This is a genomic window from Nitrobacter sp. MLSD-S21, assembly GCF_058809865.1.
This window is the reverse complement of the sequence record NZ_JBXASZ010000002.1, coordinates 685,188-708,605: the sequence shown is the minus strand read 5'-3', so window position 1 is coordinate 708,605 and position 23,418 is coordinate 685,188. Positions and strand designations below refer to the sequence as shown.

At 60.3% G+C, this 23,418-nt stretch carries 20 protein-coding genes and 1 pseudogene; 15 read left to right on the top strand and 6 right to left on the bottom strand.

What is annotated here, in order from left to right; all coding sequences use genetic code 11:
• The first annotated feature begins 19 nt into the window (after positions 1 to 19).
• The 4 genes from acnA to AC1RT6_RS09210 all read left to right on the top strand — a co-directional run bounded on the left by acnA (position 20) and on the right by AC1RT6_RS09210 (position 5,461).
• A complete protein-coding gene (gene acnA, locus AC1RT6_RS09225) occupies positions 20 to 2,737 on the top strand; it encodes an aconitate hydratase AcnA (protein WP_079445375.1) in 2,718 nt (905 codons plus the stop codon).
• Positions 2,738 to 3,029: 292 nt separating this feature from the next.
• Positions 3,030 to 3,785 (top strand): DUF1223 domain-containing protein, encoded by a 756-nt coding sequence (locus tag AC1RT6_RS09220; protein ID WP_079445405.1) that lies wholly within the window; start codon positions 3,030 to 3,032, stop codon positions 3,783 to 3,785.
• A gap of 411 nt (positions 3,786 to 4,196) precedes the next feature.
• The gene (locus tag AC1RT6_RS09215) at positions 4,197 to 4,568 is read left to right on the top strand and encodes a DUF2794 domain-containing protein (protein ID WP_079445377.1); all 372 of its coding nucleotides are present in this window, start codon (positions 4,197 to 4,199) and stop codon (positions 4,566 to 4,568) included.
• 200 nt (positions 4,569 to 4,768) lie between these two features.
• Positions 4,769 to 5,461 (top strand): hypothetical protein, encoded by a 693-nt coding sequence (locus tag AC1RT6_RS09210; protein WP_244553377.1) that lies wholly within the window; start codon positions 4,769 to 4,771, stop codon positions 5,459 to 5,461.
• Positions 5,462 to 5,524: 63 nt separating this feature from the next.
• Here the strand turns inward: AC1RT6_RS09210 and AC1RT6_RS09205 are convergent, their stop codons facing one another.
• Positions 5,525 to 6,592 (bottom strand): glycosyltransferase family 4 protein, encoded by a 1,068-nt coding sequence (locus AC1RT6_RS09205; protein ID WP_079445378.1) that lies wholly within the window; start codon positions 6,590 to 6,592, stop codon positions 5,525 to 5,527.
• Between the two features lie 291 nt (positions 6,593 to 6,883).
• Between AC1RT6_RS09205 and AC1RT6_RS09200 the strand changes: the two genes are divergently transcribed.
• The 4 genes from AC1RT6_RS09200 to AC1RT6_RS09185 all read left to right on the top strand — a co-directional run bounded on the left by AC1RT6_RS09200 (position 6,884) and on the right by AC1RT6_RS09185 (position 12,837).
• On the top strand, positions 6,884 to 8,647 hold the full coding sequence (locus AC1RT6_RS09200) for an ABC transporter ATP-binding protein (RefSeq protein ID WP_472791177.1): 1,764 nt from the start codon (positions 6,884 to 6,886) through the stop codon (positions 8,645 to 8,647).
• A 71-nt stretch (positions 8,648 to 8,718) separates the two neighbouring features.
• The gene (locus AC1RT6_RS09195) at positions 8,719 to 10,923 is read left to right on the top strand and encodes an amylo-alpha-1,6-glucosidase (RefSeq protein WP_079445407.1); all 2,205 of its coding nucleotides are present in this window, start codon (positions 8,719 to 8,721) and stop codon (positions 10,921 to 10,923) included.
• A 63-nt stretch (positions 10,924 to 10,986) separates the two neighbouring features.
• Positions 10,987 to 11,496 (top strand): PRC-barrel domain-containing protein, encoded by a 510-nt coding sequence (locus AC1RT6_RS09190; protein WP_079445380.1) that lies wholly within the window; start codon positions 10,987 to 10,989, stop codon positions 11,494 to 11,496.
• Positions 11,497 to 11,586: 90 nt separating this feature from the next.
• Positions 11,587 to 12,837 (top strand): MFS transporter, encoded by a 1,251-nt coding sequence (locus AC1RT6_RS09185; protein ID WP_079445381.1) that lies wholly within the window; start codon positions 11,587 to 11,589, stop codon positions 12,835 to 12,837.
• 36 nt (positions 12,838 to 12,873) lie between these two features.
• On the opposite strand, the gene AC1RT6_RS09180 is transcribed toward AC1RT6_RS09185, so the two are convergent.
• Positions 12,874 to 14,871: a carbohydrate porin gene (locus AC1RT6_RS09180; protein ID WP_079445382.1), complete on the bottom strand. Its 1,998-nt coding sequence runs from the start codon at positions 14,869 to 14,871 to the stop codon at positions 12,874 to 12,876.
• A gap of 339 nt (positions 14,872 to 15,210) precedes the next feature.
• Complete coding sequence (locus AC1RT6_RS09175) at positions 15,211 to 16,029, bottom strand: creatininase family protein (RefSeq protein WP_079445383.1); 819 nt, start codon at positions 16,027 to 16,029, stop codon at positions 15,211 to 15,213.
• 231 nt (positions 16,030 to 16,260) lie between these two features.
• Here AC1RT6_RS09175 and AC1RT6_RS09170 point away from each other — a divergent pair, with 231 nt between their 5' ends.
• The 4 genes from AC1RT6_RS09170 to AC1RT6_RS09155 are packed head-to-tail and all read left to right on the top strand — an operon-like array spanning position 16,261 to position 19,693.
• Positions 16,261 to 17,298, top strand: a complete 1,038-nt coding sequence (locus tag AC1RT6_RS09170) for an ABC transporter substrate-binding protein (RefSeq protein ID WP_079445384.1) — start codon at positions 16,261 to 16,263, stop codon at positions 17,296 to 17,298.
• Between the two features lie 12 nt (positions 17,299 to 17,310).
• Complete coding sequence (locus tag AC1RT6_RS09165) at positions 17,311 to 18,117, top strand: ABC transporter ATP-binding protein (RefSeq protein ID WP_079445385.1); 807 nt, start codon at positions 17,311 to 17,313, stop codon at positions 18,115 to 18,117.
• Entirely contained in the window at positions 18,114 to 18,950 is an 837-nt protein-coding gene (locus tag AC1RT6_RS09160; RefSeq protein ID WP_079445386.1) for an ABC transporter permease, read from the top strand. The genes AC1RT6_RS09165 and AC1RT6_RS09160 overlap by 4 nt, the downstream gene beginning before the upstream one ends.
• Positions 18,950 to 19,693, top strand: coding sequence for an AprI/Inh family metalloprotease inhibitor (locus AC1RT6_RS09155; protein ID WP_079445387.1), 744 nt, complete (start codon positions 18,950 to 18,952; stop codon positions 19,691 to 19,693). Before AC1RT6_RS09160 ends, AC1RT6_RS09155 begins: the two co-directional genes overlap by 1 nt.
• An 80-nt stretch (positions 19,694 to 19,773) precedes the next feature.
• Here the strand turns inward: AC1RT6_RS09155 and AC1RT6_RS09150 are convergent.
• From AC1RT6_RS09150 to AC1RT6_RS09140, 3 genes and pseudogenes are all read right to left on the bottom strand, one after another.
• Positions 19,774 to 19,938 (bottom strand): annotated as a pseudogene (locus tag AC1RT6_RS09150) (JAB domain-containing protein); the annotation flags it as partial.
• Positions 19,939 to 20,208: 270 nt separating this feature from the next.
• Positions 20,209 to 20,451 carry a helix-turn-helix domain-containing protein gene (locus tag AC1RT6_RS09145; RefSeq protein WP_079445408.1) on the bottom strand — a complete coding sequence of 81 codons (243 nt, stop codon included), beginning with the start codon at positions 20,449 to 20,451 and terminating at the stop codon, positions 20,209 to 20,211.
• Positions 20,452 to 20,642: 191 nt separating this feature from the next.
• Positions 20,643 to 20,906, bottom strand: a complete 264-nt coding sequence (locus AC1RT6_RS09140) for a helix-turn-helix transcriptional regulator (protein ID WP_079445389.1) — start codon at positions 20,904 to 20,906, stop codon at positions 20,643 to 20,645.
• A 172-nt stretch (positions 20,907 to 21,078) separates the two neighbouring features.
• Between AC1RT6_RS09140 and AC1RT6_RS09135 the strand changes: the two genes are divergently transcribed.
• The 3 genes from AC1RT6_RS09135 (at position 21,079) to AC1RT6_RS09125 (ending at position 23,233) form a co-directional block, all read left to right on the top strand.
• Positions 21,079 to 21,426: a hypothetical protein gene (locus AC1RT6_RS09135; RefSeq protein WP_079445390.1), complete on the top strand. Its 348-nt coding sequence runs from the start codon at positions 21,079 to 21,081 to the stop codon at positions 21,424 to 21,426.
• Between the two features lie 248 nt (positions 21,427 to 21,674).
• Positions 21,675 to 21,926: a helix-turn-helix domain-containing protein gene (locus AC1RT6_RS09130; RefSeq protein ID WP_079445391.1), complete on the top strand. Its 252-nt coding sequence runs from the start codon at positions 21,675 to 21,677 to the stop codon at positions 21,924 to 21,926.
• Positions 21,926 to 23,233: a type II toxin-antitoxin system HipA family toxin gene (locus AC1RT6_RS09125; protein ID WP_493029461.1), complete on the top strand. Its 1,308-nt coding sequence runs from the start codon at positions 21,926 to 21,928 to the stop codon at positions 23,231 to 23,233. The genes AC1RT6_RS09130 and AC1RT6_RS09125 overlap by 1 nt, the downstream gene beginning before the upstream one ends.
• Positions 23,234 to 23,418: the final 185 nt, after the last annotated feature.

Genomic DNA, 23,418 nt, shown 5'->3' with positions numbered 1-23,418 from the left:
TTTTGGATCGGGATTTCACATGGCTTCGCTCGATAGCTTCAAATGTCTGAAAACCCTCAAGGTCGGTGGCAAGACCTATGCTTACTACAGTCTGCCGGCTGCGGAAAAAAACGGTCTCAAGGGCATCTCTCGGCTGCCCTATTCCATGAAGGTTCTTCTGGAAAATCTGCTGCGCAACGAGGATGGCCGCTCGGTGACGAAGGAGAACATTACCGCATTCGCCAAATGGCTGAAGAAGCGTAGGCTCGATCACGAAATTGCATTCCGCCCTGCTCGCGTGTTGATGCAGGATTTTACCGGTGTGCCCGCGGTGGTCGATCTCGCGGCGATGCGCAATGCGATGCAAAGTCTTGGCGGCAAGCCCGAGAAGATCAATCCGTTGGTGCCGGTTGATCTCGTCATCGACCATAGCGTGATCGTGAACTTCTTCGGTGACAACAAGGCGTTCGCCAAGAACGTGGTGGAGGAATACAGGCAGAACCAGGAGCGCTACGAGTTCCTGAAATGGGGCCAGAAGGCATTCTCAAATTTCTCCGTGGTTCCGCCCGGCACCGGCATCTGCCATCAGGTCAATCTGGAATATCTGGCGCAGACGGTGTGGACGAGGAAGGAAAAGCTGACGATCGGCCGAAAGACCGCCAGCACCGAGGTTGCCTATCCGGATACGCTGCTCGGCACCGATTCCCACACCACCATGGTCAACGGTCTTGCCGTGCTGGGCTGGGGCGTCGGCGGCATCGAGGCGGAAGCCGCCATGCTCGGCCAGCCGCTATCGATGCTGCTGCCCGACGTGGTCGGCTTCAAGCTCAAGGGCGTGCTCAAGGAAGGCGTCACCGCCACCGATCTCGTACTCACCGTCACCCAGATGCTGCGCAAGCAGGGCGTCGTCGGCAAGTTCGTCGAGTTCTACGGACCTGGCCTCGATCATCTGTCGGTCGCGGACAAGGCGACCATCGCCAACATGGCGCCGGAATACGGCGCGACCTGTGGCTTCTTTCCGATCGATGCGGCGACCATCGATTACCTCAAGACTTCCGGCCGCACGGCGGCCCGTGTTGCACTGGTGACGAAATACGCCAAGGCGCAAGGTTTGTTTCGCAGCGTCGCTTCGACTGATCCGGTATTCACCGAAAAGCTGACGCTCGATCTCGGAACTGTGGTGCCATCACTCGCGGGACCGAAGCGGCCGGAGGGCCGCCAGCCGCTATCGGCAGTCGCGGACGGCTTCGCCAGTGCGCTCGCAGACGAATACAGGAAGACCGACGCCACGGCGCGTTTCCCGGTTGAAGGCCGCAACTTTGATCTCGGACATGGCGACGTGGTGATCGCTGCGATCACCTCATGCACCAACACATCCAATCCGAGCGTGCTGATGGCTGCCGGGCTGCTGGCGCGCAAGGCAGTGGCGAGGGGACTGACCGCGAAGCCCTGGGTGAAAACGTCGCTGGCTCCGGGCAGCCAGGTGGTTGCCGAATATCTCGCGGCGTCAGGACTTCAACTCGACCTCGACAAGGTTGGTTTTAATCTGATCGGATTCGGCTGCACAACCTGCATCGGCAACTCCGGGCCGCTGCCGGAAGAGATATCGAAGTCGATCAACGACAACGGCATTGTCGCCGCCGCCGTGCTGTCGGGTAACCGCAACTTCGAGGGCCGCGTGTCGCCGGACGTGCAGGCGAATTATCTCGCCTCGCCACCGCTGGTCGTCGCCTATGCGCTGGCGGGGTCGGTGACCAAAGATTTAAGCCGCGAGCCGCTGGGGACGGACAAGGATGGCAAGCCGGTGTACTTGAAGGAGATCTGGCCGACTTCGAAGGAGATCAACGCCTTCATCAAGAAGTACGTGACCTCAAAAATCTTCAAGAAGAAGTACGCCGACGTGTTCAAGGGCGACGATAACTGGCGCAAGATCCAGACGGTTGCGAGCGAGACCTATCGCTGGAACATGAATTCGACCTATGTGCAGAACCCGCCTTACTTCGAAGGGATGAAAAAGGAGCCGGAGCCGATTGCGGATATTGTCGATGCGCACATTCTGGCGATGCTCGGTGACAAGATCACCACCGATCACATCTCACCAGCGGGCGCGATCAAGCTGACGTCGCCGGCCGGAAAATATCTCAGCGAACATCAGGTGCGTCCGGCTGATTTCAATCAGTACGGCACGCGGCGCGGCAATCATGAGGTGATGATGCGGGGCACCTTCGCCAATATCCGCATCAAGAACTTCATGCTCAGGGGCGCTGATGGCACCGTCCCGGAGGGCGGGTTGACCAGGCACTGGCCGGACGGCGAGCAGATGTCGATTTACGACGCCGCGATGAAGTACCAGCAGGAGAATGTCCCGCTTGTCGTGTTCGCCGGAGCCGAATACGGCAACGGCTCGTCGCGCGACTGGGCAGCCAAGGGAACGCTGCTGCTCGGCGTGCGTGCGGTGATCTGCGAGAGCTTCGAGCGCATTCACCGCTCCAACCTCGTCGGCATGGGCGTCCTGCCGCTGACTTTCGAGGATGGCGCGTCCTGGCAATCCCTCGGGCTCAAGGGCGACGAGACGGTGACGATTCGCGGCTTGCAGGGCAATCTGAAACCGCGCCAGAAGCTTACGGCGGACATCGTTTCTCGCGATGGTTCGCTTCGCCGTGTCTTGCTGCTCTGCCGCATCGATACGCTCGACGAGCTCGACTACTACCGCAACGGGGGTATCCTGCACTATGTGTTGCGCAAACTCGCAGCTTGACCTGCCGATCCTATTCCGACATTTGCATCGCGTTCAAGCGATGCGTTGGAATCAAGAGGATCTGCAGCGATGTGAACTGGAATGGAAACAATTTACATTTGACCTTCGCATCCGGAAATCGTGATCGCCGGGGCGACGATGTCAAATCGGTGCACTCATGCATGATGCCTTCACCGCGAATTGAGTGGCGGGCAAGCCAGGGGCAGCCTATCAAAATGCCGGCTTCTCGCATGTGGAGGCGTGCTTTTCCTTCATGCCGCCGGCACATTTCGTGCCGCTGTCTTGGTGGTTGATGATGTCTCGTGGTGTTTTGTCGCGACTGTCCGGAGCGCTCGGCGTTTGTGCGCTTGTCGCGATCAGTCGTCCCGCTTTGGCGGAGCCGCGCGCCGTGGTCGAACTGTTCACGTCGCAGGGCTGCTCCTCATGCCCGGCCGCCGACGAGATTCTTGGCGATCTTTCCAAGGATCCTTCGATCGTAGCACTGAGTATGCCGATCGATTACTGGGATTATCTCGGCTGGAAGGATACGCTGGCAGACAATCGCTTCACGGCGCGCCAGAAAGCCTATTCGCAGATGCGCGGCGACCGCGATGTCTACACGCCGCAGGTGATTGTCAATGGATCGGCCCATGTGATCGGCAGCGATCGCGAAGCCATCGAAAGGTCGGTCCGCGATACGCGGAAAAACCAGGATGTAATGTCGGTGCCGGTTTCAATGTCGGTGTCGGGTAGTCAGCTCAATGTGTCGGTCGCATCCGCCAACGGCAACCATCCCTCCGATCACGGCGAAATCTGGATATGCGCGATTTCGAAGGCGGTTCCGATTGCGATCGGGCGCGGAGAAAATAGCGGCCGCGAAGTGATCTACCACAACGTCGTTCGGAGCTGGCTCAAGGTCGGTGACTGGACGGGCGAGGCCGGTACCTGGGCGGTGCCGATGGAGAATATCGCTTATAATGGCGTCGATGCCGCGGTCGTCTATGTTCAGGACGGCAATCGCGAAAAGCCTGGTGCGATGCTAGGTGCGGCTTACACCTTGCTGCATTGATTTTCCGAGTCCCGGCTCCGCGTGATAAACGCGTCACGCCTCCTAGTCGGGGATGCTCTGAAAAGAAAAAGGACCGGCTTTGGCCAGTCCGCAATTGTCGGAACTCAAGTTCTGCGATTAGGCCCGATCCTGATGATCCCGGGGGGCTGGGGGCTGAGGATCCGGTCCCAAAAGAATCGGGCCATCGCAGAGCATGTTTTTTCGCAGCTCAGCGGGGCGGTTGCTTGACGGAATTTGGGCTGTATTATGATTTTGGCTAACGTTCTTGTTTAGCGGCCGTCATAGCGGGTGTTCTGATTCGCTTGCGTCAGGAACCAGCTATCCTGCGCCACTTGCGAGACAAGAGGTGAGACCTCTTGCGGCAAGTCGCATCCGGGACGAGGATGTCATCAACCTTGACAGGAGGTGCCGATGAGTTCGCTGCCGGACGATTTCGATCCAGGGGAAAGCCGCCCGACGGAACGCGCCCCCGCCGTTGTTCCCGTTCCAATCAGAGTGACGTTCAACCGTCTCGAACTCAATCGAATCCTCAATCTATATGGACGGATGGTCGCCGACGGCGATTGGTGCGATTATGCCATTGACTTCTTCAAGGACCGCGCAGTGTTCTCGGTCTTCCGCCGTGCCTCTGAGGTTCCGATTTATCGTATCGAGAAAGATCCGCGGCTGGCGCGCAAACAAGGCGCCTATAGCGTGATCTCAGCAAGTGGTCTTGTTCTGCGGCGCGGTCACGAACTTGACCGGGTTCTGCTTGTCATCGACCGCAAACTGGCGCTGGTCTGATTCGGCGGCGTCGGTCGGACACTCGCCTGCGTGTATTTTGCGGCATGAGGGAGCCTCCTTTAGCCTAGAAGCGGAAAGCCGTCGACCCTTGGAACTGTCGCTTTCCCACGGCCACCGAAAATCAAAAGCGGGATAAACCTCAATCCGGGCTGACAAGACAGCGATTTTTCCCGAGAATCGTTCGATCGGGAAAGCGATGGATGAGGTTGTTGGCGGTGGCTGGCGCGAGAAGACTTCTGGCCGGTTTTGCAATTGTCTCCGCCATGGCGCTGGTCTCCGTCGATGCCCATGCGGGGTGGTGGTCGCGCGCGCCGGTTGACTTCGAGGATTGCGCGGCGGGCGCCGAAAAGAATGCGACCTCGTCCGAGGAAAAGGGCAGACGGCTCACGGCATGCGAGGCCCGATTCGCCGGCCGGCGGAAGCCCGGCGGAGGCTACACTTATTACGACTTCATGCAGAACCGGCATTTCGACATTGCGGGGCCGAACCCGACGACGGAAGAGCAAAGGCACATCGATGAGCAATATGCTGCTTTTCTCAAGGATCAGCGGCGCAGCATCATCGCGGCGGCGTTTTTCCAGAAGCGGCAACAGGCCGAGCAGGCCAATGCCACGCCCGTGGCTAGCGACAAAGCAGACCCGGTCAATATCAGGCTGGCGCCGGCGCCGAAAACGCCTGTAAAGCGCCTCGCCGTGCTTCCGCGCCCGCGCCCGAAGGCGGCTCCTCATTGTGGGGACGATATTTTGTCAGCCTGCAACTGGTCGAGAATTTCAACCGGCGTGCAGGACCTCAAAAACGCTCTCTTCGGTTCTCTCGCGAAGACGAGCACGAACGATGCTCAGGCCGTTCGTGCTCATCTGCCTGCTAAACCGCCGGTTCAGACCGCCAAATGAATCCTGGGCGATGGCGCGGTGATCGCTGTGTACCGCCATGCCATCAGTCACGTCGCAAGGGTCTTAGTTGGCGTTGCTAACCAGCTTGATCCTCGGCGTCGTAGCCTCGATCAGGCTGCGATAGGCGTCCAGATAATCCAGCGCCATACGCCGCGCCGTAAAGCGTGCCTCGAACTCCGCCCGGATGGCCGCGCGATCGAGCGTTGCCAGGCCGTGGACGGCGGCAACCGCGCTGATCTCGTCCTCGACAATAAAGCCCGTTCGCCCGTCCGAAATGATTTCGGCGACGGAGCCGCGATTGTAGGCAATAACGGGCGTACCGCACGCCATCGCCTCGATCATAACCAGACCGAAAGGTTCAGGCCAGGCAATCGGCACCAGCAGCCCGATGGCGCCGCTGAGGAAGTCCGGCTTTTCATGGTCGCTGATCTCGCCAATAAATTCCACCAGCGGATGATCCATCATCGGTCGGATGCATTCATCGTAATAATCCTGGTCCGCGCGATCGACCTTTGCGGCGATCTTGAGCGGGATGCCGCATCGAATCGCGATCCTGATTGCACGGTCTACGCCTTTCTCCGGAGCGATGCGGCCGAGCACGGCAAGATAGCTCGGTTGGCCGGGGCGGGGTGTCAGCAGTTTCTCCGGAAGACCGTGGTAAACAGTACGGAGCCAGCGGGCCTGGGGCGCCGGGCGGCGTTGTGCGTTGGAGATTGAAATCAAGGGAATTGATGAAAACTCGTTGAATACAGGCTGGAGCTCTGGAAGATCGAGGCGGCCATGCAGCGTCGTGAGAAAGGGCGTCGGTTGCCTCGAAAACAGGGAGAAGGGATAGTAGTCGAGGTGAAAGTGGAGAAAGTCGAACTCTCCATCGTCGCATTTCCGGCGGACCCGTTCTAGCATCACCATATGCAGGGCGTTCGGATCGCGCACGGCACCATCCAGCCGCAAGGCTCTCGGCCAGGTCGCATCCAGACGAGCCGAGGTGAGAGAATCGCCGCTGGCGAAAAGAGTTACGTCGTGGCCCAACGCGACAAGTTCCTCCGTCAACCAGTGCACCACACGTTCGGTGCCGCCATATAATTTCGGGGGAACGGCTTCCGTTAGCGGGGCAACCTGCGCGATGCGCATCTAGCAGTCTCCTGTGATTTGTTCATGTCACTTCCGGTCAGCGGGTGGAGGCATCGGGGTTTATCGGGATTCAGGAACGTTCTCGGATTTGAGAGGTTCCTATCTTCTGCGCAACTTCTTCCACATTGTCGTCTTGGTGATGCCATCACTGCCTTGCAAACAGCCTATGCAGGCTTTGCAACGAAGTTTCTGCGCATTGACGGCTTTTCTGAGGGTCTTGTGCGGCATTGTCGAACAGGATCCCGAGCAGACGACCTCTGGTGAACTTTCAACGCAGCTCGGTAGGAATGCATGGACGATTTCTCGGGATACGCCAGTCGGCCCTTTGCATTCGTGATGGGTTATTGCCGCCGGCGGTCAGCGTCGCACATTGGGATCCTTTTGTGCGTCGTGGCTGCGGTGGTGTGTTCAGTGGGGACGCAATACGGCGTCAAATCGCTGGTCGATGCGCTGGCGCACGGGCCAGCGCATAGCGGGGCGGTATGGCTGGCGTTTATCTTTCTTGTGTCGCTGATCGCCGCCGACAATTTTCTCTGGCGCGTGGCGAGTTGGGTCGCGAGTTTCACTTTTGTTGGCGTCACCGGCGACTTGCGCCGCGATATCTTCAAGCACCTGACGGGTCATGCGCCGAGTTACTTCGCCAATCGGATGCCGGGGATGCTAACAAGCCGGATCACAGCGACCTCGAACGCCGTGTTTACCGTCGAAAATATGCTCGCCTGGAATGTGTTGCCGCCCTGCATCGCGACCATCGCCGCGATTGCGCTGATTGGAACCGTCAGTCTGCCGATGGCGGGCGGGCTGATGATCATGGCGGGCATCATGGTCGTCGCGATGTTCAAAATGGCGGCGGCGGGCAAACCCTTGCATGACGATTTCGCCAACAAGGCCGCGGCGGTTGATGGCGAGATGGTCGATGTCGTCAACAACATGCCGCTGGTCAGGGCTTTTTGCGGGATTGATCACGAGCATGATCGTTTCGATGCGACCGTCGGCCGCGAGCTGAGCGCGCGCGGACGAAGTCTTCGCTATCTCGAGAAACTCAGGGTCACCCACGCCGCCATCACCGTCGTGCTGACCATTTCGCTGCTGGCCTGGGCCATCACGCTGTGGCAGCGCGGCGGTGCCACCACCGGCGATGTCGTTCTTGTCTGCACGCTCGGCCTGTCGATTCTGCATGCGACCCGCGATTTGGCGGTCGCCCTCGTGGATATCACCCAGCATATCGCGCGCCTGTCTGAAGCGGTCGCGACGCTGCTGATCCCGCACGAATTGACCGATCACCCGGAAGCGGAGCCGTTGCAGAAAAGCGGTGCGGCTATCGGGTTCAACAACGTTTCGTTTCGTTACCCCGGTAGTCCATCCGTTTTCAGGCGGTTCAACCTTAGGATTCAGCCGGGGCAACGCGTCGGATTGGTTGGAGAATCCGGCGGCGGCAAGTCGACGCTGTTCGTCCTGTTGCAGCGGTTCTACGATCCTGAGCGCGGAAGCGTAACGATCGACGATCAGGATATCTCGCGAGTTACGCAGCAGAGCCTGCGCGCAGCCATATCTGTGGTGCCGCAGGATATTTCACTGTTTCACAGATCCATTCTGGAGAACATCCGCTACGGCCGTCCGACCGCAACCGACGACGAGGTGCTGCGCGCGGCCATCGCGGCGCGTTGCGATTTCGTCGAAACCCTACCCGAAGGGCTGGCGACTATGGTCGGCGATCGCGGCGTAAAACTGTCTGGCGGCCAGCGTCAGCGCATCGCCATCGCGCGCGCGTTCCTCAAGGATGCGCCGATCTTGCTGCTTGACGAGGCGACCTCGGCGTTGGACAGTGAATCCGAAGAGGCGATCCGCGAGGCGCTCGTCCATTTGATGCGAGGCCGCACAGTGATCGCGATCGCGCACCGGCTTTCGACCTTGCGCAATTTCGATCGCGTGGTCGTGCTCAAGAACGGCAAGATCATCGAAGACGGCCAACCTGCTTGTCTGATGCGCAAAGACGGACACTATCGGAATCTCGTCGCCAAGGAGATGAGCCGCCTCTCTGTTCACGCGGCTTAAAGTCCTGATCGTTGTCAAGCGCCGGGCGCTGGCCGGCGCCGCACGATCAGGAATTCGGCAAGGGGCAGGTGATGGCAACAAAACGCGCGGCTCAGATCACGATCACGCCGTTGTCCGATATTCTAGCGGTGGAATCGCCGTTCTATATTCCGATGACCGGGCCCTCCGCCCGTCCGCGCCGCACGTTGAAGCACGATGATACGTTCGTTGTGCTGGATAGCCACGGCGATATCGGAGCTTCCGCGGGGGGACCCGACGGGCTTTTCAATACCGACACGCGCTATCTTGCCCGGCTGGAGTTGGTTCTCAACGACATGCAGCCGCTGCTGCTTGGCTCCAATCTGCGCAACGATAATTCCGGCCTGACGGTCGATCTGACCAATCCGGATATCTACGACGGCGACCGGCTCGTATTCCGCAAGGATACGATACATATCGTGCGCACGATCTTTCTCTGGCGCGGGATCGCGTATCAGAGGATCGGCATTCAGAACCATGGCGAGCAGACCGCGAGCTTCGATCTCTCCCTGCTGTTCGACAACGATTTCGCTGATCTGTTCGAGGTGCGCGGCGAACGACGTGCGCGCCGCGGCGTCGGCAGCGGCGAACTGTCCGGTCCCGCCACCGTCGTTCTGTCCTACGTCGGTCTCGATGATATCGTTCGGACCTCGCGCCTGCATTTCGATCCGCGGCCGACGCGCCTTGCCGTCAATAGTGCGATCTATCACCTCGATCTGCCGCCGCAGCAGTCCACCGCCATATTCCTTACCGTGTCCTGCAACACGCCGGCAACGGAGGTGCCCGGTCCGTTCTTTCGGGGATTGCTGGCGCATCGCCGTGAAATGCGACGCGCATGGTCGGGTGCGACAAATATCGAAACCTCGAACAACATCTTCAACGAGGTGCTGTGCCAGTCGATGGCCGATCTGAATATCCTGATGACGCAGACGCCGCACGGCCGCTATCCCTATGCCGGGATCCCCTGGTACTCGACGACGTTTGGGCGGGACGGACTGATAACGGCGTTGCAGATGTTGTGGATTGACCCCGGCATCGCACGCGGCGTTCTCAGAAGGCTCGCGGCGTTTCAGGCACAGGCCGTCGATCCCCTCGCGGACGCGGAGCCGGGAAAGATTCTTCACGAAATGCGCGGCGGAGAAATGGCCGCGTTGCGTGAGGTACCGTTCGAGCGATACTACGGCAGTGTCGATTCGACGCCGCTGTTCGTGCTGTTAGCGGGGCTTTACGTCGAACGCACGGGCGACGAATCCATCCTGGATGAGTTGTGGCCGGCGATCGAGGCTGCGCTGGGCTGGATTGACGGCCCCGGCGATCCGGATGGCGACGGATTCGTTGAGTACCGGTGCGCGTCCGAACAGGGGCTCGCCAATCAGGGCTGGAAGGATTCATTCGACGCGATCTTTCATGCCGACGGCACGCTTGCTGAGGGCAATATCGCACTGGCGGAGGTGCAGGGTTATGTCTTCGCCGCCAAGCGATCGGCGGCGCGATGCGCGCGTGCTCTCGGTCTCACCGACCGCGCCCGTGAACTGGAGCGCGCGGCCGATCGTTTGGCGGCCCGGTTCGAGGAGGCATTCTGGTTGCCGGATTTGCGCACCTACGCGCTGGCGCTCGATGGGAAGAAACGCCCCTGCAAAGTGCGGACGTCGAACGCCGGACAATTGCTGTTCACCGGTATCGTCCAGGAAGACCGGGCGCGGATGGTCGCCGCCGATCTGATGCGGCCGGCGTTTTTCACCGGATGGGGAATTCGTACCGTTTCTATCGGGGAAGCGCGTTACAATCCGATGTCCTATCACAATGGCTCGATCTGGCCGCACGACAACGCGCTGATAGCGCTCGGGCTCGCGCGATATGGTCTCAAGCACTCGGTTGAGCACGTTTTCAAGGGCCTGTTTGATGCGGCTTCCTATATGGATTTGCGGCGGCTGCCGGAACTGTTCTGCGGCTTCCGGCGTGAGCCGCGGCGTGGGCCTACGCTCTATCCCGTCGCCTGTTTGCCGCAGGCGTGGGCGAGCGCCACGCCTTTCACGCTGCTGGAAGCCGCGCTGGGTCTGGAGTTCGATGCTGCAAGGAACGAGATAAGGCTGCGCAACCCGCGGCTTCCCGCATTCCTAAACGAGGTGATCCTGCGTGGGCTGCATCTCGGCGAATCCAGTGTTGATCTGCGTCTGCGCCGTCATGATGAGGACGTGTCGCTCGAAGTATTGCGGACGCGAGGCCACATTCAGGTGTCGATCGTGATGACGCGCTAGGACGGACGGTCGCAAGGAATTGACCGCGTACGTAGGCATCGCGGGTTTTGACAGCGAGGATTCATGTCTCGAAATGTCCCGACGAGCGTCGTTGTTTTGATGGCTGCCGCCCTGATCTGCGCTGTCCCAAATGCGATGGCCGACGACACCGGTTCGCCGCCGGCGAATCCCGCCCCCGCCAACCCGCCGGCCGCTGCAAAACCCTCGGGCGAGACAACAGCGCCGCCATCGATCACCGTGATCAGTCCCGCCGATGCCCATGGCGTGCTGGGACGCGACGTGCGGAGCACGGGCGGTCAGAACATGGGGCGGATCGTCGAGGTGATCGTGGATCGGGCAGGCGTGGTTCGCGCCGCCGTAATTGATTTTGGCGGCTTCCTCGGGGTCGGCAGCCGGAAGATCGTGGTCGACTGGAACGCGCTCCACTTTGGCGGGGTTAAGGGCAAGAGCGACAGCATTAGCCTCGAACTGACGCAGGACCAGGTGAGGGCGGCGCCGGAATACAAGGAAGGCGCGTCGGTTGTGGTGCTGGGCGCGTCGGGAACGCTGCAGCCCCTCAATATCGGTCCTTGATCAGGAGGATATCCGATCTGTTTTGCGCGAGGGGCCCGTCGATCGGCCGATCCGGATAGTGCGCGCCCGCGGCGGGCGGGCGCAGAGGACGTGAGTCCGTCGCCGGTGGCAAGCGCGCGGGGCCATCATCCCTCGGCGCAAAGCCAGCGCGGCCTCGACTGGTTCATCTTCTTCCTTGCAGACGTGCAGACCGGATTCGGTCCCTTCGTCGCGGTCTATCTCACCACGCAGAAGTGGACGCAATCCGAGATCGGACTGATCCTGTCGATCGGCGGGATCATCGGGCTGATCGGTCAGATGCCGGGTGGTGCCGTCATCGATGCGGCCCGCTCGGAGCGTCTGGTCGCAGGGCTTGCTGTCGCCACGATCGGTCTCAGCGCGCTCGCCTACGCGGCGTGGCCGATCTTTCCGGTAATCGCGCTAGCGGCGATCCTGCATGCCGCGGCGAGTTGCGTGCTTGGGCCTGCGATAGCCGCCATCAGCCTCGGACTTGTGGGACCGGAAGCGATCGGCGAGAGACTCGGACGCAACGCGCGCTACGCATCGCTTGGCAATGGCGTGGCTGCGGGGGTGATGGGTGTCGTCGGATACCTGCTATCGAGCCGCGCCGTGTTCGTGGTGAGTTTCGTGTTTGTGATCGCGACGCTGCTTTCGCTGGCGCGAATCCGCGATCGGGAGATCGATCCGGAACAGGCCCATGGTGCCATTGCGCGCGCGAAGCCGGATCCCGATGCGACCAGCATCGTGCATCTTCTGCATCAGCGGCCGCTGGTCGTTTTTGCCTGCGTGGTTTTCCTGCTTCAGTTTGCCAATGCGGCCATGCTGCCCCTGACGGCGGGTATCGTGACCGCACGCTCGAGTCAGGGTGCGCCGATGCTGATTGCGCTCTGCATCATCGTTCCGCAAGCGATCGTCGCTCTGATATCACCTTCCGTCGGCCGCAAGGCGCAGGTATGGGGACGCCGCCCGCTACTCATGATTGCCTTCGCCGCGCTGGCCGCTCGCGGAACGTTGTTTGCGACGATCCACGATCCGTCGCTGCTGGTCGCTGTGCAGGTGCTGGATGGCATCACGGCTGCGGTTTTCGGCGTCATGATTCCCCTCATTGTCGCCGATGTTGCCTTCGGTTCAGGTCACTTCAACCTTGCGCAGGGCATCATCGGCACGGCCACCGGAATAGGCGCGTCGCTCAGCAACATGGTTGGCGGCTACGTGAGCGATCATTTCGGACATGGCATCGCGTTTCTGCAATTGGCCGCTGTCGCGTCATTGGGCTTGCTTGTGGTCTGGGCCCTCATGCCGGAAACCCGCCTCGCGGAGGGAGCGAAGCAAGGGTCGTAAGGTGAAAAACCCGATAGCTCCCGAAAGAAACTATTTTCAAAACTCGCCGTGCAGCCGCCCGGAGAATACATGCACGGGGCCGCGGTCGGCGTTGTAGGCGGGGTTCGTAACAAGCTGATAGTCGGCGGTCAGCGTGAACCATTTGTTCAGCGCATAGGCATAGTACGTTTCCAATATGCGCTCGCGGCTGTAATTGAGCTGGCCGTCGCCGATGAGAATGCCAAGGCCGCCGGCTGCGAGGAAGTCGCGATGATCCCGTGACAGACCGTTGATCGCGCCGCCGATGCCGATCACGTCGTCCGGCCGGCCCCATCGTGTGCCCTTGATCGAGGTTCCCAGCGAGAGGCTGGCGTCGATGTCGGTGAACGCCATGATCTCGGTCTTGCCGTCATTCCAGCTCCAGCGTCCGAATAGCCCGACGTCGTCAGTGACGACCTGCTCGACGCTGAAGACGTACCCGTACTTGATACGCCCGGTACGAGTCAGCGCGATATTGAGATTGAACGCGGGGTTGTTCAGCGTGTCACGATAGCTGCCCATATAGGCGCTGTTGAGCCAGCCGATGGCGCGGAGCTTGCCCGGCTGGCCCAGCAGCGAATAGCGCGTCTCCAGTTCCAGCAGATACTCGCCGCGCTGAAACAGGTTTGAATCGAAGCTGTTGGAGTTCGATTCAGAAACCATCAGAAAATAGCCGCCGCGGAGCGCCCATTGTTTCTGATTGAGTTCGGCGGTGGCGCCGTAGCTCAGGCCAACCTTGTCTGCGGAGTAGTCGAAGGCGCCCGGCGCCCACAGCGCCCAGTTCATGAAGTCCTTGCGGGTGTCCTTGGCGAAGTCGTTGCCGTCGAACACGTCGAGAACAGCGAACTTGCCGGCTTGCAGCGTCAGCCGCGAGATATCGGCCTTGTCCGACAATTGGGTTGGTCCGTTGTCCAGCTCTTCCTGCTCGCCACCGAGGCCGAAGGTCTGGCGTGCGAACAGCCGAGTGGTGTTGTAGTGCGGATAAGGAAAGTTGGACCTTTGCGCCTCGCCGTTTGTAAAACCCGCTATGCCAACAGTGTCGTTGAAGCCAAAACCCTGAAGCAGCTCGGGGTTATAATAGACTTCGCCGCCGTCCCATAGCCGCGCGTTCAGAAACAGGCTGTTGCTCCAGGTCGCCTTATATTGGGAGGCAGGCGTCAGGCTGTTGCTGCCGCTGTAGGGCGCGGCGAAAGATGGATAACCTTGGCCGAGGTAAGTGGTCTGGCCGTGAATTTCCCAGCGATCCGATTCGGGATCGGTGAGTGAGGCCGCCGAAAGGTTGGCGCTGGCCGGGTTTAGATCGAGCTTGCGGTTTAGGCCGACGCGGACCGACTGAAAATCCATGGTCGCGGTGTATTGCGCAGCCGACGGAAACTGAACGCTTGTTCCGTCGAATCGGTAGTAAAGATATTCAAGCCTTGCGCTCCAGTGCGGCGCGAAAGCGTATTCAAGCCCCGCGCCAGCGGTCCAGCCATAACGGGCGCCCAGTGTTTTCTCCCGATCGCCCGACGGCAGATCGTTCAGATAACGCTCACCGGCAAAGGCAAAGCCGCCGGTGGTATAGGCAAGCCACGGACCCGTGGCGTAGCCGATCCGGCCGCGTGCCGATCCGATGAAGTCCCACTGGTGCGTGACGTCGGAGCGCGCTGTCGCGAGCTTTGAGACAATCGAATTTGATTCGATGTAGCTCGGAAATGAGATGTCGGCTTCGGTGCCGAGCAGTAGTCCCGAGGGGAGCCAGAGGTTGTAGCCGCCCTGAACGCCGCCGATCAGCCCGCCGAAATCGTTGCGGCCAGTGACCCGTGCGGGGTCCGAGATTGCGGCGGCCGATCGGCCGCCGCCGAATCCAGCATGGGCGCCAAAATAGAGACCGGTCCAGTCGACAAGCGGCTGGGCCATGGCTTTGGCCGGTTGGCGGGATACACCGACATCGGCGGCACCGGCCGTGCCGATCAGCGTGCCCAGCACCACGCCGGCCAGCATAAGCCGTAGCAGGACCGGCCGGACTGCATTCATTGGACCGTTTGCTCAGACCGGTAAGGCACCGTGGTGGTCATTGTCGCCCCATTCGACCGCGCCCCATTTCGACCGTAATGCGCCACAGGTCTCCTCGGGTGGCAAGGCGATGGCCGATCCGCGACCAATTTGATACCGCCATTCTGCCTTCGATCCGTCTGCGGACCAGGTCCAGTTAAAATTATTCCCGGTTATTATTGCAACTAATTTGCAATAGCAAATATGCAACAAAGCATGACGATACATCCCATCTCCTGATGACACCGGTGCGACCCAGCCCTCTAGGAGGCACTGCGATGACGTGAAGGCCAGGCCGAGGTTATTATAGGCGTGAGCAAGTCACGTCGGATCGCGCGGGCCAGCTTTGAGCTGTGCCGGATCGAACCTCGCCATGTCGGCCAGCAATTCGCAGAAAGCGCGTGCGCCATGTTCGAGCAGCCGCTCGCCTTTCTTCGCGGAGGCCTGCGTCGCATCACCCACCGCGCCACTCGGGTGAAGGTCCTGCGTCTGCCAGGCAAACGGCGCGGGCCGCTGCGTGCCGAGCCAGCGATAGGTCTTCTCAATCGCGATGCTCGCGGGGCGGAAGTCGGCGATGCTGTCGCGACGGACCTCGGCGGGATAGCGCGCCAGCATGATCGAGGTTTCGACCGCGCCGCCGTGAATGCCGTGGCGCAACTCCTCCGCATCAAACAGGCCATCCGGTACGCCGAAGCGTGACCATGCGGTGGTGACCGCGAGCATACGATGTCGCGCGCGCAAGTCCTGCGCCACCATCGTCATCGCGGCGCTGTTGCCGCCATGACTGGACACCATCACGATCTTTCTGATTCCGCGCCGCGCCGCCTCCTCGCCGAGCGTGGTCCAGGCCCTGAGCGCTGCCTCGCCGGTCAGCGTCTGGGTGCCCGGAAAATCCATGTGCTCAGTAGAAATGCCGACGGGCTGCACTGGCAGAAAGGTCGCGGGTGTATCCTGTGGCAGCAATTCGCGGACCTTTGCAATATAGGCGTCTGCGATCAGCACGTCGGTCGTAAGCGGCAGATGTGGCCCGTGCTGCTCGGTTGCGGCCAGGGGCAGCACCGCGATCCAGTTTGCGGCGTTCTCGGGTGCAACGCCGGGCCAATGGATGGTCAACCAGTCGAAGGGGGGCGTCCGGATCATCTCGCGCAGCGTTTCATTGAACGGGAACGCAGATTATAGCGTTTCGAGCAACGTGGACACCGTTTCGCGTGAAAACACGCGTTCAAATCCAAACCATAAAGCCTGCTTCTGTTTCTTCAGAAACCGAAAGGCTCTAAGTTGATGTGTCCGATCAAGACCGTGGGCCGACCAGCGGGCGCGCCGGTGCCGGTCGATTCCTGTCATGGGCCATAAAGATCGAGGAGCCGAAGGATGAGCCTTGCCGTTTCGCTGCGAACGCTAACCGCCGCAATCGTGCTTGCGCTTGGCATCATGCCATCGGCCAAGGCTGAACCGGCGCTGGACAAAGTTTCCTTTGGCACGAACTGGGTCGCCGAGGGCGAGCACGGCGGTTTCTTTCAAGCCCTGGCCGATGGCACCTACAAAAAATTCGGTCTGGACGTGACCATCGTTCCGGGTGGCCCTAATGTGAACAACCGGGTTCTCCTGATTGCCGGCAAGCTCGACTTCTTCATGACCGCGAACACCATGCAGTCGTTCGATGCGGTTGCCAATAACGTGCCCGTCGTGGCGGTCGCTGCGATGTTCCAGAAAGATCCGCAGGTCTTTCTCGCGCACCCGGAATCGAAGGTGACAAAAATCGACGATCTGAAGCCACTCACCTTGTTTGTGTCAAAGGAAGGCATCGCCAGCTATTTTCAGTGGCTCAAATCAGAACATGGATTCAGTGCGGAGAAGGTCAAACCTTATACCTTCAACGCTCAGCCCTTTCTCGCCGATAAACGAAGCGCGATGCAGGGCTACGTCACCTCAGAGCCATATGCGGTGGAGAAGCGGGCTGGCTTCAAGCCGACCGTGATTCTGCTCGCCGACGCCGGATTCAACCCATATTCGACGTTGATCGAAACCCGCCGCGATCTGGTGGAGAACAAACAGGATCTGGTGCAGCGCTTCGTCGACGCCTCGATCGTCGGCTGGTATACCTACCTCTACGGCGACAACGCCGCAGGCAATGCCACGATCAAGAAGCTCAATCCAGAAATGACCGACGACCTCTTGGCGTATTCCGTGGCGAGAATGAAGGAGTATGGAATCGTCGATTCGGGCGACTCCCGGCGCGATGGCATCGGCGCCATGAACGACGCGCGCTATGCGAGCTTCTTCGACATGATGGTGCGGGCCGGCGTGGTACGCCGGGACATCGATTTCCGCAAGGCCTACACGCTGCAGTTCGTCAACAAAGGCGTCGGCCTCGATCTGCGGCCTAAAAACTTGCAGCCCGAGAAATAGCACCCGTCGCCGATGATCGAGCACGCAACAGCGTTGTCCGCAGCCGGCACAGGCCCGCGCGCGGGAGACGCGGTGAGCCTGAAGGGCGTCACGAAACGCTATGACCGCGGCGTCGCGGCGCTGGGGCCTGTCGATTTCAATGTGCGCAGCGGCGATTTCGTATCGCTGCTCGGGCCGTCCGGCTGTGGGAAATCGACCGCGCTGCGGATCATCGCCGGATTGAGCGATCCAACCTCCGGCACGGTTTGCGTTGCCGGCGGCAGGCGCTCCATCGGCTTCGTATTTCAGGAGCCGACGCTCATGCCATGGGCCAGCGTTCGCGACAACGTGGCGCTGCCGCTGAAACTGACGCACCGTCCGCGTGCCGACATCGGCGGCTGCGTCGAGGCTGCTCTGGCGCGGGTGGGCCTTGCAGAGTTCGCCGCCGCCTATCCGCGCGAACTGTCCGGCGGCATGAGGATGCGGGCATCACTCGCCCGCGCCCTCGTCACTGACCCGGACGTTCTGTTGATGGACGAACCTTTCGCGGCGCTCGACGAGATCACCCGCTTCCGCCTCAACAACGATCTGCTCGCGCTGTGGCGCGATTTGCGCAAGACCGTCATCTTCGTCACGCATTCGGTGTTTGAGTCGGTCTATCTCGCGCGCCGCGTCGTGGTGATGACGCCGCGTCCCGGCCGCATCAGCGCCGAGTACTGCATCGACACGCCCGAGCCGAGGGACGAGAACTTCAGAACTTCGGCGGAATACGGAGCGTATTGCCGTGAGGTGTCGGCTGCGTTGTCACTGGCCATGGGCAAGGGAGCGCGTCGCCGATGACGGCATCCAACCCATCGGCGCCGGCCGACAATGAGCCATCACAGAGCGCTCGGGGGACGCCGGTGGCACGCGTGCTGTTGCCGGTGATCGTGTTGGGGGCTGGCGTCCTGGTATGGCATTGGATCGTGGATACCTATGAGATTCCGCCCTATGTGCTGCCTGGCCCAGTGCTGGTGGCGGCGACGCTGGTGGAAGACTGGCCGGTCCTGTGGCACTCGCTGCTGACAACCTTACTGACCACGGTGGAGGGCTTTGCCGCCGCCGCCGCAGGCGGGATCGTGCTGGCGCTGCTGTTCAACCAATCGAAATGGCTGGAACAGGCCTTCCTGCCCTATGCGATCGTCCTGCAGGTCACGCCGGTGATCGCGATTGCGCCGCTCCTTTTGATCTACCTGCCGCAGCAGACCGCGGTCGTCGTTTGTGCCTGGATCGTCGCGTTCTTTCCGGTGCTGTCAAACACCACGCTCGGCCTGAACTCGGTCGACCGCAGTCTCGTCGGCCTGTTTCAACTCTACGGGGCATCGCGGCTGCAGACGCTGCGTTATCTCAAACTGCCGGCGGCTCTGCCGTACATTCTCGGCGGTTTACGTATTGCCGGCGGCTTGTCGTTGATCGGCGCGGTGGTTGCGGAAATCGCGGCGGGTTCGGCCGGCGCCGGGTCGGGTCTGGCCTACAGAATTGCGGAGTCCGGCTACCGGCTCAACATTCCGCGCATGTTCGCGGCGTTATTGTTGCTCTCTGTGGCTGGCATTGTCATTTATATGTTCCTTGCGACAGTGTCGCATCTGATGTTGCGGCGCTGGCACGAAAGCGCGCTCGGGAGGGAAAACTGATGGCCGCGCCTGTCTCCCTGGACAAGATCGATGGCGGCAGCACGCCAATGTGGCGGAAGCGGAGACCTGTTCTTGTCGTTGTGGCGATGTTGATGGCCTACGGACCGGCCGCATCGGCGCAGGATGCATCCGCCTTGAAAAAAAACATGATCGGGCAGTGGGAGTTGTCCACGACCGAACGCAGCAAAACCTGCGTGGTGACGCTCAGGGGCGAGACGTCGCCGCAGGGTTTCAAGGTCGATCTTGAGCCGGGCTGTGCGGCGTCGCTACCGTTTACGAAGGACATTGCGGCCTGGACTGTCGCGGGCCTCGATATCGTGCGCTTGCAGACCGCGACCGGAGAGCCGGTGGTCGATTTCACCGAAGTCGAGAGCGGAATTCTCGAAGGCCGGCGGGAGAATGAAGGCATTTACATCCTGCAAAATCTCGCCGAGGCCCGTTCGCTCGCCAGATCGATGGACCAGATGATTGGCGACTGGACGTTCGTCCGCGGCAACGGTAAGCCGATCTGCGGCATCACGCTGACGAACACCGAAGTCCCACCGGATAATTTCCAGGCATTCCTTAAACCCAAATGCGATGAGGCGATCGCGAACCTCAAGCCAGAGGTCTGGCGTCTCGAGCGCGGTGAAATCCTTCTGATGTCGGCGAGCGGCGAGACCTGGCACTTCCAGGCCGACGACAACGCACAGTGGCGGCTGGTTCCCGATAGCACCGATCCGCTGATTCTCATGCGGCAGTAGCCCTGGCTACCGTTCGGATGGGTGGTCCGTCCGGTCGCTGTGATGCACCCCACGGTGCACGCACGGCTTGGCGTTCTTCGCTAGATCAGCCGCAACCCTTTCAGACTGGCGTGGCCGTTCTTGCCGACAATGATGTGGTCATGCACGGAGATCCCGAGCGGTGACGAAATGTCGATAATCGATTTGGTCATTTGGATGTCGGCTTGCGATGGCGTCGGATCCCCGGAGGGATGGTTATGGACCAACCTGTGAAATTTAGAAAATTGTTATATTTCAATAGGATATATAACGGCGCAAATGAGGTGGTGCCGGTATCTGGTGTCTGTAACTCGCGCCAATTCGGGACAATCCCGGTGTAACCCGGACAACCCCTCAAGTGCCCGCATTCGCATGCTGCTGCACGAACTCCACATCGGTCTATCCCATTTTAGGCGAGCACGGATCAGAACAGGAGCTGACCTTGATTGACGATGGCAAACCGCATCCATCGTCAATCGAAGGCCAGCCCTGTCCATTCAGTCCACCGCTCCCTCGGTGTCGTTGGCGCCTAAGGACGCAGTTGATATGCGCTTACAGGAAATCAGGTTTGAACGATCCCATCGCTCCAACTCCTCGATCGGGTATAGGATCGCTTTGCCAATTTTGACGAATGACGGACCGATTCTCTTCGATCGCCAGTTGCGTAGCGTACCCTCGCTAACCTGGTTGCGATAACGCTCGACGACCTCTTCTAGGGTCAAATAGGCAGGAACAGACACAATTTCTCCATAGCTCCAGTAGTTGTGCAACGGCCTGCTGCACAAATGTGTATGAGGCGGATGAGCAGGATTGACCTCGCTGCGCTTGGCGCTGGACAATTCCGTGATCACGCCGGTTATCGGGGAGTCCGACATCGGACTCGAGGCTCGCGGCTGCTTCTCGACGGAGTGACCGCGAGCCCGATCGGAGCTTAGGCCTTTCGGCGAGCTGCCTGATGCTGTGGCGCAGCCGGTCGGACCGTTTTGCTATTCGGATCGGACGTTGAACTCACTGTCCCCGAATCCGCCCATTGTTGCAGGTCGGCGAGCGCATACACTACCCGACCGCCGAGCTTGCGGTAGATCGGGCCTGTTCCATAGGTCCGATGCTTCTCTAGTGTTCGCGGCGACAGTCCGAGGAACATTGCGGCCTCGCGGGTACGAAGATAACGCGGCGGAATGACGGGTGGCTGCATATCGATAACTCCTTTGTTTCGTGGGCCGGAACGGCCTGCGACCAGGTGGTTTTACGATTTCACTGGAAAGAACTGTCCGCTGGCGAAGTGTCGAGTGCAGCTGCTCACGCTTCAATTTAATTGTTTCATCCCCTCTTCAGCGGAGCTAAAGAGACGAGAACCATGGAGGCGGATGTTCCCGTTCTTCGATAAAAGCGATTTTGCAGGCGTTCCAAGCCAGCGCTCCAAGCGACCGATCAAGGAATTTGAAGCCGCCATTGATCGCGCGATTGGAGAGCTGGTGAGAGCCGATGGTGCATGTGGCGTCGATCTCTGGTCGGCGTTGGCCAACGTTCGATGGCATGCATCGAATGGGGCCGTTGTTTCCTACTCTTTTCGAGAAGCGGCCACACTTGTCGCCTGGGTACGTGAAGAGGGTGACTACATCTTGTGGTATTGCAGTGGACCTCCGGGCGTGGTGGCGCCATGGATCGGTGAAGCAATGGCCGTTAAAGGCTGGAGTTGGACCGCTTCCGACTGATCGCGCTCTTCGCTGGCGAGGATCATTCTCCCGCGCGATACCGTGCTCCGGTCCGGGGCAGGTAGAGGTGATTAAGCCGCGCTGAATATTCAATTGAGAACCCGCGGACCAGTGCGAGCGTGCTGAATTATACGCTAAGAGGTATTTATCTGCGTTATACGTTATGACGTATATAGGTATTTATTCTCTGAAGCGTATATTGACATTTATCCTCTAGAGCGTATACAGCGTGCTCAGAGAGGTGCGCCGTGGACCAGATCGCCCGAACGCCTAAGCAAATCGGAGATGCCATCCGCCGGCAGCGCCGCAAGCTCGGCCTGAACCAGACTGGCGTCGGGGACAAGACAAAGCTACGGCAGGCAACCATCTCAGCCGTCGAGAGTGGCGCCCTCGGGACCCAGCTCGGGACGCTTTGCGACATTCTCGCGGCGCTTGACCTCGAGTTTGTTATCCGTCCCAGGACGAAGGCAAAGCCGGCCGAGATCGAGGACATCTTCTGATGGCCCGCCCGCGTCGGCACATCCCGCTTAATGTCTTCCTGAATGGCCGCCTCGTCGGGCGGCTGAACAGGCAATCCAGCGGTGCAATCGACTTTCAGTACGATCTGTCCTGGCTTGCGTGGGAGCATGCGCTGCCCGTGTCGCTATCTCTGCCTCTGCGTGAGGACCGCTATATCGGTGCGCCTGTCATCGCCGTCTTCGACAATCTCCTGCCGGATAGCATGCCCATCCGCCGCCGCATGGCGGAGCGAGTTCACGCTCAGGGCATAGACGCTTACGACCTACTCGCTGCTGTCGGACGGGACTGCGTCGGCGCATTGCAATTCCTGCCGGACGGCATCGAACCCGGCGTCGCCGGCGCTGTCGGCGGCAAACCTATCGACGACAAGGGAATCGCCCGGCTTCTCGGTGACCTTGCATCCGCTCCCCTTGGACTTGGCGAGGATGAGGACTTTCGGATATCGATCGCCGGCGCCCAGGAAAAGACCGCACTGCTGTTCTGGAACGGGCGTTGGTACAAGCCGCTGGCGACTACGGCCACGACGCACATCCTCAAACCGCAGATTGGCCGACTGCCGAATGGCATCGATCTATCCTACAGCGTTGAAAACGAGTTCTTCTGCCTTAAGCTGGCGGCTGCTCTTGGACTTCCGAGCGCCGCCGTCGCGATTGAGGAGTTTGAGGGTAACCGCGTGCTCGTGGTCGAGCGGTTCGATCGCCGTTGGACCAGCGACAACCGTCTCCTGCGTTTGCCGCAAGAGGATTGCTGCCAGGCCTTGTCCGTGCCGCCATCCTTGAAATACGAATCCGATGGCGGCCCCGGCATTCCGGCTATCCTCAATCTGCTGAAGGGGAGCGATCAACCGCAGGCGGATCAAGCGACGTTTCTGAAGGCCGTGATGGCCTTCTGGCTGCTCGGTGCCACAGATGGTCATGCCAAGAATTTCAGCGTTTTTCTCTCTCCCGGCGGCCGCTTCCGCATGACTCCGCTCTACGATGTGATCTCGGCGCAGCCCAGTCTCGACGCGGGCCAGATCAAGCGTAACAAGATGAAGTTGGCCATGGCGGTCGGTGAAAGCCGCCACTATGTCGTGGACAGCGTTATGCCCCGCCATTTTATCCAGACCGCAGCCAAGGCAGGGATTGGCGCGGGACTCGTGACCGCGATTTTCGGTGACCTGCGCACACAGGCGTCAGCAGCAGTCGAACAGGTCATCGCGTCGCTCCCGAAAGCATTTCCCGCTGAAGTCACCGATAACATCAGCAATGGGGTCAAGGCTCGTCTCCGCAGGTTGGAGGACGCGTGATGCCAAAGATCAATGTGCTCCAGCTCCGTCGGAGTCAGCATCGCCGTCTTGGTTGCAGTGTGCTAGTGGGGTTATTTGCCGCGGTAGCGTTCGACGACTTCAGCAACGGTGAGGTAAGCAGGAGTAGACACGTATTCTCCTACGGTCGGATAATGGTGTAACAGCTTATTGCGCTCGGGCGAACG